Origin of the sequence: Ruania halotolerans (genome assembly GCF_021049285.1) — a bacterium.
Classification (GTDB): domain Bacteria; phylum Actinomycetota; class Actinomycetes; order Actinomycetales; family Beutenbergiaceae; genus Ruania; species Ruania halotolerans.
The window spans coordinates 831,157-844,535 of sequence record NZ_CP088017.1; the positions used below are offsets into that span (position 1 = coordinate 831,157).

Here is a 13,379-nt window from a genome sequence, read left to right on the forward strand (position 1 = left end):
GACTCACCGGGGCTGGGGTGAGGTCCGCCACACGGCGAGATGGGTGAGTGCGGCTGCGAGGGCTGCCTCGTCCGGGACCCGGTACTGAGCCACCGTCTCGGCCGGACCCACCTTGATTCCCACATCGCCGTGGCCGAGCACTGCCAGCGCCGTCTCGTCGGTGACGTCGTCGCCCGCATAGAGCACGGCCGCACGGACGCCCAGGCGTTCCCGCAGTGCCGTCACCGCAGCCCCCTTGCTCACGTTCACCACGGAGATCTCGGTCACCTGATTGCCGCGCATGGCCCACACCTGATCCATGCTGCCCGGGCCAGTCAGCGCCTCGGCAAGCGCCCGGTCGGCCACATCCGGCTCGAGCCCGCGGGTGTGCAGCACCGCTGCGGCCGGCTTGTGTTCCACCCAGGCGCCCGGGTACGCGGCCGCGATCTGCCCGACGGCGGCCGTGACATCCGCCAGCAGTCCCGCCTGGTCCTCGGTCAGGGAGAACGGCAGCAGGTGCAGTCTGCCGGTCTCGTCCACCTCGCCCTGCTCGGCGCCGTGGCTGCCCACCAACCAGGTACCGGGCGGTGGGCTGGAGAGCTGCTGGAGTTCCTCCACCGGCCGTCCGGAGACCAGCGCGACCTGGACGCTGTCGGCCGCGGCGAGTTCCTCCAGCGCGGCGCTCGCCTCCGGCAGCGGGCGGGCATCGGCCGGGTCCTGGACGAACGGGGCCAGGCACCCGTCGAAATCCAGGGCCACCAGAAGCTGCGGATGCTCGGCGAAGGTGCGCAGCGCCACGGCGAGCGCATCGTCGCTGACGGAAGGAACGCCGTCGGGGGCAGGGCGATGAGGGGCATCGTGATCGCTGGCCGGTCGATCGCGGTGATGCTGCTCCGGGTGCGGCACGCGCATGCTCCTTAGCGGTGAGTGATGTCAGACGTGAGTGGAGCGTTGCGGCATGTTCTGCAGCACCGCGAGGAACTTCTGGGCCCAGCCCTGGACGTCGTTTTCCAAGACGCGCTTGCGGAGGGTGCGCATCCGCCGCCGCTTCTCGGCCGGCGCCATCGTGGCGGCCTTGATCATTGCCGCCTTCATCCCCTCGATGTCATGCGGGTTCACCAGCAGGGCTTGGCCGAGTTCGTCCGCGGCCCCGGCGAACTCGCTGAGCACCAGGACCCCACCGAGATCGGGCCGGGCGGCGACGTACTCCTTGGCCACCAGGTTCATCCCATCCCGCAACGCCGTCACGAGCATCACGTCCGCCGCCCGGAACAGTGCCACCATCTCCTCGAACGGGTAGGAGTGGTGCATGTAGTAGATCGCCGACCGGCCCCAGGAGCCGTGGTCGCCGTTGATATTGCCGACCATCACCTCCACCTCCTGGCGCAGCGTCTTGTATTGCTCCACCTGCTCCCGGCTCGGGCTGGCCACCTGGACCAAGGCCGTGCGTGGCACGGTCATCTTCTTCTCAGCCACGAGCTCCCCGAACGCCTTGATCCGGTGCCGGATGCCCTTGGTGTAGTCGAGGCGGTCCACGCCCAGCATCAGCACGTCCGGATCGCCCAGTTCAGCGCGCAACTGCGCAGCGCGTTGCTCGATCTGCTCAGTGCGTGCGAGCGCATCCACCTTCGCCGAGTCGATGGAGATCGGGAAGGTGCCCACCCGCACATGCCGCTCCGGGCGGTTCCAATGCTGGCCGATGGTGATCCGTTGACCGCGGGTGCCGTGATCGGTGAACCGGCGCACTGCCCGCAGGAAGTTCGCGGCATCTCCGGTGCGCTGGAAGCCGATCACGTCCGCGCCGAGCAACCCCTCGATCACCCGCTGGCGCCACGGCAGCTGACCGAAGAGTTCCACGGGAGGGAAGGGAATGTGGTCGAAGAAGCCGATCCGCACGTCCGGGCGCAGCCGGCGCAACATCTCCGGTACCAGCTGCAGCTGATAGTCCTGCACCCACACGGTGGCAGACTGCGCGGCTACGCCGGCGGCCGCCTCGGCGAAGCGCTTGTTCACCTCCACATAGGAGTTCCACCAGATCCGGTGGAACTGTGGTTCGACGATCACGTCGTGGTAGAGCGGCCAGAGCGTGGCGTTGGAGAAGCCCTCGTAGTACTCGGTCACCTCCTTGGCACTCAAGGGGACCGGTACGAGCTGCATCCCGTCGGCCTCGAAGGGGTCGAGGGACTGGTCGGCGGAACCGGACCATCCCACCCACGCGCCGTCCTGGGATTGCATCACCGGGGCGAGGGCTGTGACGAGCCCCCCGGGGGAAGTGGTCCAGGAGATCTCACCGTCGGCATCGGTACGGATGTCGACCGGGAGGCGGTTGGCAACGACGACGAACTCGTGTGTTCCGCTCATGTTCCTTACATCACTCATCGAGGACGGGCTTCCAGGTTACCGGCGCCGCGCGGGACGGGCAGCCGCACGCCACGTTCACCCATCGGGTGGAGTCTCCCGTTCGGGTGGTGCCCTCCCCGCCTCTAGGCCGCTGGTGGCGTAGGTTCGGGATATGGGCGAGCAGGCCGCTGGCGGAGAACCGATGCGCGAGGTCGGCGGCTACCGCCTGCTCCGCGTGCTCGGCTCCGGAGGCATGGGCACGGTCTACGAGGCCGTGGACGCCGAGGACCGGCACGTCGCGGTGAAGCTCCTGCATCCTGCATTCAGCGCCGACGATGCCGCCCGGGAAAGGCTGCGCCGGGAGGTCGCCACCCTGCATCGGGTGCGCGGCGAGCATGTGGCGCGGGTGCTGGACGCCGAGGCAGATTCCGCTGAGGCGTTCATCGTGACCGAGTTGATCAATGGGCAATCGTTGGAGGAGTCCGTACGCGAGCACGGACCCTTGGATGCCGAGGAGCTCACCGAGCTCGCCGACGGGTTGGCCACGGCGCTGGAGGCGATCCATGCCGTCGGGGTGGTGCACCGTGATCTGAAGCCCGGCAACGTGATGCTCACTGACGACGGCCCCGTGGTGATCGACTTCGGCATCTCCCAGCTCGCGGACGATCCCCGGTTGACCCGCGCCGGAATGGTCACCGGGACCCCCGGGTATGTGGATCCGGAGGTGATGCGCGGAGCCGATCCCGGCCACGTGGGGGATTGGTGGGGGTGGGCTGCTGTGCTCGTGTTCGCTGCCACTGGGCGAGGCCCGTTCGGGCGCGGCCCAGGGGTGTTGTTGCGCGTGGAATCGGGCCGGGTGGACACCGACGGGCTGGCGCCCCGGGTGGCGCAAGTGCTGCGCCGGGCACTACATCCCGATCCGGAGCGACGGATGAAGCCTGCGTCGGTGCGGCAGGCGCTCGCCGATCATGCGGCCGGGCGTGAGGTGACCTCACTGCTGAGCGAATCCGATGCCGCCGCCTTCGGTGCCGGTGCCGCGGCTGGCAGTGTCGCGGCGACGGATCGGCTGGATCCCGACGATCGCACCGATGTGGTGGACGGGTCCTGGGTCGATGACGTCGATGACTTCAGTGATGAGGACGCCTTCGCTGAATCGGTCGGACCGCTTCCGCCGACCATCCCGCCTGGGGCCCCGGGCGGGACTCCCCATGACGCAGGCTTCTCGCACACCGCCGTGATGCCGCAGGGCATGCGGGAGCAGTACCCCCCGACGGCGGCCGGCTGGGATTTGCCGGCGCCCTCGCCTGGGCCTGCCTACGGTATGGCGGGTCAGGGTGAGATGGTGGGCTTCGGTGGGATGCCTCCGGGCGTGGACCCTCCGGTGCCCGGTGCGGATGCCGACGGTGCCCCGACGGCGTGGCCCAGTTGGGCGACGCCGGCACCGGCTCGCAGTGGGCTCACTCTGGCGTGGTTCGCGGCTCTTGCCCTCCTCGGTGCGCTGTACCCCTCGCTCGTGTTGCTCGCTGCCGTGGCCCTGATGATCGTGTTCGGCTCGGTGGGATCAGCTGGGCGCGCACTTCGGCAGCGGCGGATGCGGCGCGGCAAGGGGCGCTGGGACGTGCCGATGGCCACTGTCTCCTACCCTCTGCATCTGGTGCTCGGGATCCTGCTGACGTTGCCCGGGGTGATCGTGGCGGCGGCCGGTGCGGTGATCGTGTGGGTGCTCGGCGCGCAGACCGTGCCGATGGAGTACCTCGTGCCGGTCGCGGTGGCGGTCGCATTGCTGTTGCTGTGGTGGACGCCCTCGAGTGCGAGCGCGCGCGAGGGGCAGCGTTCGGTGCTGCGCCGGATCGCCCCACCGGGAGCGGCGGCAGCGGTGTGGGTGTTGCTCGCCTGCGGGGTGGGCGTGACGGCGCTCGCGATCCTGTTGCTGGGCGGTGGCGTGGTGGAGTGGTCGCCGGCGCCCGCGCCACCGACGGAGTTCTTCTGAGGGTGGCGCCGTCAGCCCCCTCGGCGGAACGCCGAAGCCCGCGTATCCTTGCAGCCATGCTCGGTATCTCCGCTCCCTTCTCGCGCGCTCTCGTGCGCCTGCGAAGTCGCGGTGCCGGCTGGGGTCCGAGTGCCCTCTCCCCGGCGGCGCTGGTCTCGATCCTGACGGGATGGTCGGCGCTCTCGGTGGTGCTCGGCCGGGTACTTCTGCCGGCTGAGTGTGTCCGGGCCGAGGGCATGATCGGGTTCGTTGCCGCGAACCTCGCACAGATGCGTTCGGTGGCCGAATGCCCCGCAGGGACCCTCGGGTACGGCCCGCACACGGCCGCGGTGGTGGCAGGTTTCGGAACTCTCCTGGCCGCTGCGGTGACCGCTCACCTGGCCGCCTCCGGCCTCACCTATTGGCTGGCGCGCGCGGCACGGACCGCGCACGAGGTGCTGGCCGCCCTCGGTACCCGGCTTCCGCGGGCCGTGACCCGCGCCGCGGCCACGCCTCGCCCCCGGATGCGGACGTGGGCGGCCACAGCCGCGCTCCGGTCCATGCTCGTTCAGCCGGTCTGGCGCCGGGGTCCGCCGGTGCTCGTCTGAGCACCTCACCCCCTCACCTCGGACCCGCAGGCCGCTCGAGGCGGCCGGACAAGGACTTTCGCATGGCACAGAACAGCAAGACGACCAAGACTGAGCGCCGCGAGGCGGCGCGCCTGGAGGCCGAACGCCTCCGCAAGATCCATGCCAAGCGCGACAAGCGCAACCGCGGCATCCTGATCGGCGTGATCGTGCTGGTGGTGGCCCTCATCGCCACGGCAGCCATCCTGATCGCCCAGCAGGCCGGCCGCACGCTGCTGTCGGATTTCGAGGGCGAGACGCCAGCCGGCGCCGACCTGCACGGCGGTATCTCCATTGGCGCCGAGGGTGCGGGCTCGGTGAATGAGGGCGCCCCCGAGGTGGACATCTATGTCGACTTCATCTGCCCGTTCTGCGGCGACTTCGAAGAGGTCAACGGGTCAGATGTGGCCGATGCTGCCGCCAGCGGCGATGCGACCGTGATCTACCACCCGCTCAACTACCTCGACGGGGCCTCGAGTGGCACCGAGTACTCCACCCGTGCGGCGAACGCCTTCGCCACCGTAGCCACCGAGGCTCCCGAGCAGGCGCTCGACTTTATGGCGGCGATGTTCGCGAACCAGCCGGCTGAGGGATCCGCCGGTCTCACCGATGAGGAGATCGCGCAGATCGCGGTGGACGCTGGTGTGCCGCAGGAGGCGGCCGACTCCATCTCGGAGGGCACCTACCGCGAATGGATCGCGGTGGCCTCTGATCAGGCGCGCCGGGACGGTATCGGGTCCACACCCACCATCCAGATCAACGGCGACGACTGGGATGAGAACTGGCAGGTTCCAGGCACGCTCTTGACTGCGATTCAGGACGCCGCTTGAGCCGAACCCGCCCCGCCGGTTTCACCCCGGCGGGGCGGGGATGGCAGACTCGTCTCGCCCGGCCTCAGCGCCGGGTGCGCCACCTTAGCTCAGCTGGTAGAGCACCCGCCTTGTAAGCGGACGGTCGTCGGTTCGAATCCGACAGGTGGCTCCATCCCGGTTGCCTGTGGGCAGCCACGACGTACGGTAGGGCCGTGACTGAGACAACCACACCACCTGCTCCTGCCCTCGCCTATGTGATCGCCGGTTCCGAGGCGACCGGCGGTGCCGGCATTCAGGCGGACCTGAAGACGTTCCAGGCGCTCGGTGCCTACGGGTTCGGCACGTTGACCTGCATCGTCTCCTTCGACCCGAAGAACGCGTGGGGGCACCGGTTCGTGCCGGTGGATCCACAGGTGATCGCCGACCAGATCGAGGTCGCCGTGGCCGCCCACGCCCCAGAGGTGGTCAAGATCGGGATGCTCGGAACGCCCGCCACGATCGAGACCGTGGCGGACTCCCTCACTCAGCACACCTGGCGGCACGTGGTGCTCGATCCGGTACTGATCTGCAAGGGGCAGGAGCCCGGTGCCGCCCTGGACACCGACAACGCCCTGAAGGATCGGATCCTGCCACTGGCCACCGTGGTGACCCCGAACGTGTTCGAGGCCCGCACGCTTGCCGGGATGGAGCGGCTCCAGTCCGTGGACGATCTGATCGAGGCCGCCCGGCGCATCCACGCCCTCGGCCCCGCGTACGTGATCGCCAAGGGCGGCGTGGAACTGGAGGGGCCGGACGCCGTCGACGTGCTCTACGACGGAACACAGACCACGGTGGTGAGCACGCCGAAGATCGGCCAGGAGCGGGTCAGTGGTGCCGGGTGCACGTTCGCCGCGGCCGTGACGGCGGAGCTCGCCAAGGGCACCGAGATCACCGAGGCCGTGCGGGTGGCCAAGCAGCTGGTGACCCAGGGCATCCTGGACCGGCTCGCCTCCCACGCCCCGTTCGACGCGGTGCGGATCGTGGCCGGATCGGAGCGTGCGGCAGCCGACCTCGTTCAGGTCCGGACTCACTGACGACCCGTCTACGCTCGCTCCATGCGACCCGAACACCTGGACCTGTTCCGCCAGCCGGGCACACCTGCCGTCCACCCGAGCGGTGCGTGGGCCGTGGTGGCGATTGCGCAGCCCGATACCGACTCCGATTCGTATCGCTCGGCCCTGTGGCGCCTTGAACTGACCGGTGGTGCGCTGCGCCCATTCACCTATGGGCCCGGCGACTCCGAGCCGGTGTTCTCCCCGGACGGGAGGTGGCTCGCGTTCGTGCGCGCCGCCCAAGGCGAGAAACCTCAGCTCGCCCTGTTGCCGTCCGACGGCGGTGCACCCCTCGTGCTCACCGCGCACCCGAACGGGGTGTCCGGGCGGCCGGTGTTCTCGCCGGATTCCTCCCGCCTCGCGTATACGGCCCGGGTCCCCGAGGAGGGACGGTATGGCACTGCCGACGGCGTGGGTTCCGAGGCGGAGGCACCGCGCCACATCACCCGGCTCACCTACCGGATGGACGGGGCGGGGTTCTACGGTGACCGTCCGCAGCACGTCTTCGTGGCGGATGTGCCCGCCGCAGGCAATCCGCTGCTGGACCCGCTGGCCGATCCGCCGGCGAGGGAGTTTGAGCGCAACGGCGGGCCTGGACGCAACGACGAGCCTGGGCGGAACGACGAGCCTGGGCGGAACGACGAGCCTGGGCGGAACGACGAGCCTGGGCGGAACGACGAGCCTGGGCGGAACGACGGACCTGAGCGGAACGGCGAGGCGGAGCGGAACAAGGGCGTTGAGCGGTCATCCGATCCGCTCGGCGTACCCGGCATCGTAGTCACGCAGGTGACCAGTGATCCGGTGGATCACCGCGCACCGGTGTGGACGCCGGACGGTTCCGCGGTGCTGGTCGTGCGGGCGCGTCCTGATGCGATCGCCGGGGACCTGGTGCTGCATCGGGTGCAGCCGCACTCGGCCGGCACGGTGCTCGACGTCGAGACTCTCGTGCCGGGTGCGGCGGCGTTCGGGCCCGATGGTGAGCTGTGGTTGCTGCTCACCGACCAGGGCCCGGACCGGATCGACTTCGTCGGCCGCTCACCGGCGCTGTACCGGGCTCGCTTCGACGGGTCCGCGCTGACCGGCCTGGAGCGGCTCACCGACCCCGCGACGCAGACCCTGGCAGGCGTCCTCGAGCCGGTCTCCGGGGGAGTGCTGCTGGTCGGTGTGGACCGCGGAACCGGCCCCGTGCTCCGGTGGCGTGATGGGGATCTGTCGGTCGCCCTCGACGGCGCTGTGGACGCCTCGGCGGTGGCGGCCGTCGGCACCGATGGCGCCGCCCTGGTGACGGCCTCAGGCGTGAACTCCGTGGGGGACCTGTGGCTGCTCCCAGCTGACGGACGTGACCCGCGGCAGCTCACTGACCTCTCCGCGCGGCTGCGCGCCGAGGCGGGTGTGTTCGAACCGATCGCACTGGAGACCACGGCGAAGGATGGCTACCCGGTGCACGGGTGGGTGGCACTGCCGCCCGCTCCTGGCCCGCACCCGGTCCTCCTCCTCATCCACGGCGGCCCCGCGGCCCAATACAGCCCGACCTTCTTCGACGAGGTGCAGACCTATGCCCAGGCGGGCTACGCCGTCGTGTTCTGCAACCCGAGGGGATCGCTCGGATACGGCGAGGAGCATGCGCGGGCGATCATCGGTGGGTTCGGAGACCGGGACGCTGCCGACATTCTCGCGTTCCTGGATGCGGCGCTGGCGGAACACCCGCAACTCGATGCCGACCGGGTGGGGGTGCTCGGCGGCTCTTACGGCGGGTACATGGCGGCATGGCTGACCACGCGGACCGATCAGTTCGCCGCGGCCATTGTGGAGCGCGGGTTCCTCGACCCGGTGAGTTTCGTGGGCTCAGCCGATATCGGCTGGTTCTTCCCACACGCCTACCTGGGTACCGACCCGGCGCAGATCGCCGCGCAGAGCCCCATGGCGCACGTGGACCGGGTACGCACACCCACCCTGGTGATCCACTCCGAGCAGGATTGGCGGTGCCCAGTGGAGCAGGGGCAGCGCTGGTTCACCGAACTTCGGCTGCGGGATGTGGAGGCCGAGTTGCTGCTCTTCCCCGGTGAGGGGCACGAGTTGAGCCGTTCCGGGCGTCCGAAACACCGGGTGGCACGGTTCGAGCACATTCTGCGCTGGTGGGAGCGGCACCTGCCCGTCGGGTGATCAACGCCAGCCGCGGTTGCGCGGGTGATTGCGGGCGGTGCGCTCGTTGCCTCGTTTGTAGTTGCCGGTCAGTCGGGCCATGAGTTCCTGTGGATCCTCCTGTTCCACCCGGGCCAGGAACTCGGCGGCGCGGTTGCCCCGCAGCATCGTGGCGGGGCGGCCGCGGTGGGTGATCTGCACCTGACCGTTGCGCACGGTGTAGTCGAAGCCCTCGGCGTCAGGCATCGGAGTTGTGCGAGGGAGTGGGGGAGGAACCGGGGAAGGTCACAGGGAGCAGTTCGGGGCGCTTCGGTGCTCGTTCGTCCCCGGAGGAGCGCTTGCGAAGCCGGCGAGCGGCCCACGGGTACACGTCCCGTGCCACCCATGCCGCGTCCGAACGCAGTTGCTGGGTGGCCGGGGTTGCTGGCGCGCGGCCGAGAGGTACCTGCCAGGCGCGGTCCTCAGGATCCAATCCGAGGGCCACCAGGGCGGCATCGGCCACCCGGGCATGACCGAGGCTGCTCAGGTGAATCCGGTCCTCGGCCCACATCCGCCAGTCTTGCAGCGGATGCAGCCCCCAGATGTCGAGTACATGGGCGCCGTACCGGTTCGCGATGGACCAGATGTGGGCGTTGTAGATCGCTACCTTGGGGCGGATCCGTCGCAGCAGCCCGGCGTTACGGGTATCGGTACCGGTGGCCAGGAGCACCTGCGCGCCTTCGGCGCGGGCCGTGCGGACCGCGCGATCCAGCTCGACGGCGAGGCGGTCCGGATCCGATCCGGGGCGCAGCAGGTCGTTGCCGCCACCCACGATGGAGACCAGGTCCGGGGCGGCGCTGAGTGCGAGTGGTAGCTGCTCGGTCAGGATCGGGCCAAGCAGGCGCCCACGGATTGCGAGGTTGGCGTATTCCAGGGGCTCGAGCCCGTCCTCATAGCGCCGGGCGGTGACCCCGGCTGCAAACCGGTCAGCCCAGCCGCGTAACGCACCCGGGGCGTGCGGATCCTCATCCCACAGGCCCTCGGTCATGCTGTCACCGATCGCCACGTACCGCGTCGGTATCACGGGCTTGGTCGCACTCACCCGTCCTTCCTATCTCGAACGGGGTCCGTGCGCCATGTCTTTGCGCCTCAGCGCAGCGTCCAGTCCACTGGTGCGCCACCTTGCTCCGCCAGGAGCGCATTCGCGCGGGAGAACGGCCTGGAGCCGAAGAACCCACGCGAGGCGGAGAGCGGGCTGGGGTGCGCGGTGGCGATGATAGGGGTCTCGCCCAGGAGAGTGCGCAGCGACTGCGCGTCCCGCCCCCAGAGGATCGCCACTAGCGGTTGGTCGCGGGCCACGAGCGCTCGGATCGCGGCATCGGTGACCCGCTCCCAGCCTTTGCCGCGGTGAGAGGCGGGCTCGCCCGGGCGCACGGTCAGGCTGCGGTTGAGCAGCAGCACCCCGGCATCGGCCCAGGCGGTCAGATCCCCGCTGGCTGGCGCCTCAACCCCGAGATCCTCGGTGAGTTCGCGGAAGATGTTCTGCAGGGATCGCGGGATCGGGCGTACGTGGGATTGCACGGAGAAGGACAGGCCCATCGCGTGCCCTGGTGTCGGGTACGGGTCCTGGCCCACGATCAGCACGCGGACCTGGTCCAGTGGGCGAGTGAATGCCCGCAGCACGTGCTCGCCGGCCGGGAGGTAGCCGCGACCGGCAGCGATCTCGGCGCGCAGGAAGTCGCCCATCGCGTGGATATCGGACTCCACCGGGGCCAATGCGGCGGCCCAGCCGGGATCGATGAGTGCGGTGAGTGGGCGCTGCGGTGGGGCTGTCGAGTTCTCCACACGGTCAGCGTACGGCGCGATCGATGCCTGGAGCAGCCGATGGTCAGTATCACAACCCGCACCGGTGAGGTCGAATGACACGCGTGTGGTTTCCCTCTAGGATGAGCGAAGTTGGACACGTTCGAAGCAGGTATCCAGGAGGCATCCGATGGCGGCAGCGCACACGCTCACCACGCCGAGCAGCACGAATGAGATCGGCGAGCTCAGCGAGCGGGACGCAGGGATCCTCGCCTTCGAACGGCAGTGGTGGAAGTACGCGGGAGCCAAGGAGACGGCCATCCGCGACCTGTTCGACATGTCGGCCACGCGCTACTACCAGGTCCTGAATTCACTGATCGACGAGCCGGCCGCGCTCGCCGCGGAGCCGATGCTGGTCAAGCGCCTGCGCAGGATGCGCAGCACGCGCCAGCGCGAACGCTCCGCGCGTCGCCTCGCCTCAGATCTCTGAGCAGTGCGGTCACGCGTTAACCTGCCGCAGTGAGCACACACGATCCCTACCCCTACGACGAGGACGAGTTCGACGTCCAGGGTGCCGATCGCGTCCCGCAGGGTGTCCATCGCGCGCCCGTGTCTCGGTGGCGGCAGGCGTTGCCGTTCCTGGTGGTCCTCGTGCTGGCACCGGTCCTGGCATTCGTGGTGGTGCAGGCGGTCTCCCGTGACTCCACGCCCGGTCCTGCAGCGACCCCGGGTGCGAGTGAGTCAGCGGCCGGTGAGGATGTCTCAGGTGACGCCGGCGCCGGCGACGAACCGTCAGAAGATCCGACCGACGGCGAGGGCGAGACCGATGATCCTTCCGAGGAACCGTCGGATGAGCCGAGTGAGACGGTGGAACTCGACCAGGGCCTGGCCGTCTGGGTCCTCAACGGTGCTGGCGTGGGCGGCTTGGCAGGAGAGACTGCGGGCACCCTGACAGATGCCGGGTGGTCGAATGTGGTGGCTGACGACTACGCCTATAACGATCCGGCGGACTCGACCATCTACTATCGCGACGCGTCGATGGCCGAGGAGGCCGAGGCGATTGGTGCCGAGCTCGGAATCGACGCCCTCGTGGAGAGTGAGTCGGCCGCACCGAACGGTATCTATGTGGTGCTTCGCCCCGATTTCGGGAACTGACGGGGCCAGGGAGATGCACGGCGAACGACGGCGTCCGGTCGCGAAGACGTGGCGCGCTGCCACCGGGTAGCCGGGTCAGGGGCGCGCCTGGTCAGGTCCCTTGTTCCTCCAATGTGGCGAGGGTGAGCAACACGAGTGCGCATGACCACGCCAGAGGTGCCACCGCTGCCGGAGCGCCGTCCGGGCCCACCTTCTCCGGGATCGCACCCGAGGCGGTGCGGTGGTCATCGACCCACGTCAGGTACTGCTCGGCGAGCTGTCGCTCACCGAGCGTGGCCGCCGTCCAGGCGTAGAGCGTGGTTTGCGGTGTCCAGGAGAGGGAGGTCTCCGGCCAGGAGGCGCCCGGTGCCAGGCCTCCGGCGGGGCGTGCCATCTCGCTGATCGATGCGCGCCATGCCTCCCGTGCGCCGGGTAGCGGCTCCTCGAGAAATGGCGGCAGGAGGAAGGCGGTGGCGGCGTCGCGCGCGTGCCGGCCGGGATAGCGTCCGTATCCGCTGGGTCCGAACCGTTCCTCGATCGCGGCACGCAGTGCCTCGGCGGCAGCCGTGAGCTGGTGGGGTCGTTCCGAGTTGCCGGTGAACTGATGCAGGCGGGCGGCTGCCTCGAGGCCGGCCAGCACCGGTGCGGCTGTACCGAGGGTGACCTGTTGCTCGGAGTGCTCCCAGTAGTCGGATGAGGCGGGCGGAAGTGGATCCGATCCGGAGACCTGGTCGAGGAGGAAGGTCGTGGACCGTTCGAGCAGGGGTGCGAACTGGTGCAGCAGGGCCTGCTGCTCGATCTGTGCGGCGGGGGAGCGGCCGGCATCGAGCACCACCTGCTCCAGCGCCCACACGGCCCATCCGGTGCCATCGGTCTGCAGTCCGCGATCATCCGGCGGTAGACCCTCGGCCACCGTGTAGCGGGCATGGAACGAGCCGTCCTCCGCCTGGACGTCCTGAAGGAACGCGAGGATCCCGACGGCGTCCGTGCGGTGCCCGGTCACCGTCAATGCGGCAACTACGAAGGCAGCGTCACGGGGCCAGACGTAGCGCCAACGGGGCATGGAGCCCGCGATCGCACCACCGCCGCCGCTGATCAGGGCGTGCAGGTCGAGTAGGGCATCGTCGGCGAGATCGCCGTGGGGGCCGCCGGTGCCGGGAACCGAGCCGGCACGGAGCCATGCGCGTGTCTCGTCGGCCAGTTCCTCGGCCGCCAGGACGGCCTCCGGTGTCGCGGACGGCCGGGGATCGAGTACGCGTGTGCCGGAGAGGTAGCGGGGCGGCTGGCCTGCTGGGATGGTCGCCAGAGTGCCGTCCGGTTCAATCCCGATGCCTTCCTGGTAGAGCGCCACGTGGTCCACGCGGGTGTGGGGTGCGCTGATCGCCGCCGCGGCCACCAGTGCGAGGACTGTGACGGTGCCGACGAGAACGTACAACGAGCGGGCAGACACGTCCCCGACCCTAGCGATCCGTGCACCCGGCCGGCGGATTGGCGAACCATGGAG

General features: G+C 69.6%; 13 protein-coding genes and 1 tRNA gene. 8 read left to right on the forward strand and 6 right to left on the reverse strand.

The features are described 5' to 3' along the window. Positions 1-3: 3 nt before the first annotated feature. The gene (otsB, locus tag LQF10_RS03590) at positions 4-885 is read right to left on the reverse strand and encodes a trehalose-phosphatase (RefSeq protein ID WP_231066131.1); all 882 of its coding nucleotides are present in this window, start codon (positions 883-885) and stop codon (positions 4-6) included. Positions 886-912: 27 nt separating this feature from the next. Further along, positions 913-2,340 carry an alpha,alpha-trehalose-phosphate synthase (UDP-forming) gene (locus LQF10_RS03595; RefSeq protein WP_231066132.1) on the reverse strand — a complete coding sequence of 476 codons (1,428 nt, stop codon included), beginning with the start codon at positions 2,338-2,340 and terminating at the stop codon, positions 913-915. Positions 2,341-2,491: 151 nt separating this feature from the next. Between LQF10_RS03595 and LQF10_RS03600 the strand changes: the two genes are divergently transcribed. The 6 genes from LQF10_RS03600 (at position 2,492) to LQF10_RS03625 (ending at position 8,980) form a co-directional block, all read left to right on the forward strand. After that, a complete protein-coding gene (locus tag LQF10_RS03600) occupies positions 2,492-4,309 on the forward strand; it encodes a serine/threonine-protein kinase (RefSeq protein ID WP_231066133.1) in 1,818 nt (605 codons plus the stop codon). A 56-nt stretch (positions 4,310-4,365) separates the two neighbouring features. After that, positions 4,366-4,896 carry a hypothetical protein gene (locus LQF10_RS03605; protein ID WP_231066134.1) on the forward strand — a complete coding sequence of 177 codons (531 nt, stop codon included), beginning with the start codon at positions 4,366-4,368 and terminating at the stop codon, positions 4,894-4,896. A gap of 62 nt (positions 4,897-4,958) precedes the next feature. After that, positions 4,959-5,744: a DsbA family protein gene (locus LQF10_RS03610; protein ID WP_231066135.1), complete on the forward strand. Its 786-nt coding sequence runs from the start codon at positions 4,959-4,961 to the stop codon at positions 5,742-5,744. A 78-nt stretch (positions 5,745-5,822) separates the two neighbouring features. Further along, positions 5,823-5,898, forward strand: a tRNA-Thr gene (locus tag LQF10_RS03615). A gap of 40 nt (positions 5,899-5,938) precedes the next feature. After that, entirely contained in the window at positions 5,939-6,799 is an 861-nt protein-coding gene (thiD, locus tag LQF10_RS03620) for a bifunctional hydroxymethylpyrimidine kinase/phosphomethylpyrimidine kinase (RefSeq protein ID WP_231066136.1), read from the forward strand. Positions 6,800-6,820: 21 nt separating this feature from the next. Beyond that, the gene (locus LQF10_RS03625; protein ID WP_231066137.1) at positions 6,821-8,980 is read left to right on the forward strand and encodes a S9 family peptidase; all 2,160 of its coding nucleotides are present in this window, start codon (positions 6,821-6,823) and stop codon (positions 8,978-8,980) included. On the opposite strand, the gene LQF10_RS03630 is transcribed toward LQF10_RS03625, so the two are convergent. The 3 genes from LQF10_RS03630 to LQF10_RS03640 are packed head-to-tail and all read right to left on the reverse strand — an operon-like array spanning position 8,981 to position 10,783. Further along, entirely contained in the window at positions 8,981-9,205 is a 225-nt protein-coding gene (locus LQF10_RS03630) for a hypothetical protein (protein ID WP_231066138.1), read from the reverse strand. It abuts the gene before it with no gap. Beyond that, positions 9,198-10,040: an SGNH/GDSL hydrolase family protein gene (locus tag LQF10_RS03635; RefSeq protein WP_231066139.1), complete on the reverse strand. Its 843-nt coding sequence runs from the start codon at positions 10,038-10,040 to the stop codon at positions 9,198-9,200. Before LQF10_RS03635 ends, LQF10_RS03630 begins: the two co-directional genes overlap by 8 nt. A 47-nt stretch (positions 10,041-10,087) precedes the next feature. Beyond that, positions 10,088-10,783 carry a uracil-DNA glycosylase gene (locus LQF10_RS03640; protein WP_231066140.1) on the reverse strand — a complete coding sequence of 232 codons (696 nt, stop codon included), beginning with the start codon at positions 10,781-10,783 and terminating at the stop codon, positions 10,088-10,090. A gap of 148 nt (positions 10,784-10,931) precedes the next feature. Here LQF10_RS03640 and LQF10_RS03645 point away from each other — a divergent pair, with 148 nt between their 5' ends. Both LQF10_RS03645 and LQF10_RS03650 read left to right on the forward strand, forming a co-directional pair. Next, entirely contained in the window at positions 10,932-11,231 is a 300-nt protein-coding gene (locus tag LQF10_RS03645) for a DUF3263 domain-containing protein (RefSeq protein ID WP_231066141.1), read from the forward strand. A 29-nt stretch (positions 11,232-11,260) separates the two neighbouring features. Next, positions 11,261-11,896: a LytR C-terminal domain-containing protein gene (locus tag LQF10_RS03650; protein WP_231066142.1), complete on the forward strand. Its 636-nt coding sequence runs from the start codon at positions 11,261-11,263 to the stop codon at positions 11,894-11,896. 91 nt (positions 11,897-11,987) lie between these two features. On the opposite strand, the gene LQF10_RS03655 is transcribed toward LQF10_RS03650, so the two are convergent. Continuing rightward, positions 11,988-13,325 (reverse strand): glycoside hydrolase family 15 protein, encoded by a 1,338-nt coding sequence (locus LQF10_RS03655; protein WP_231066143.1) that lies wholly within the window; start codon positions 13,323-13,325, stop codon positions 11,988-11,990. Positions 13,326-13,379: the final 54 nt, after the last annotated feature.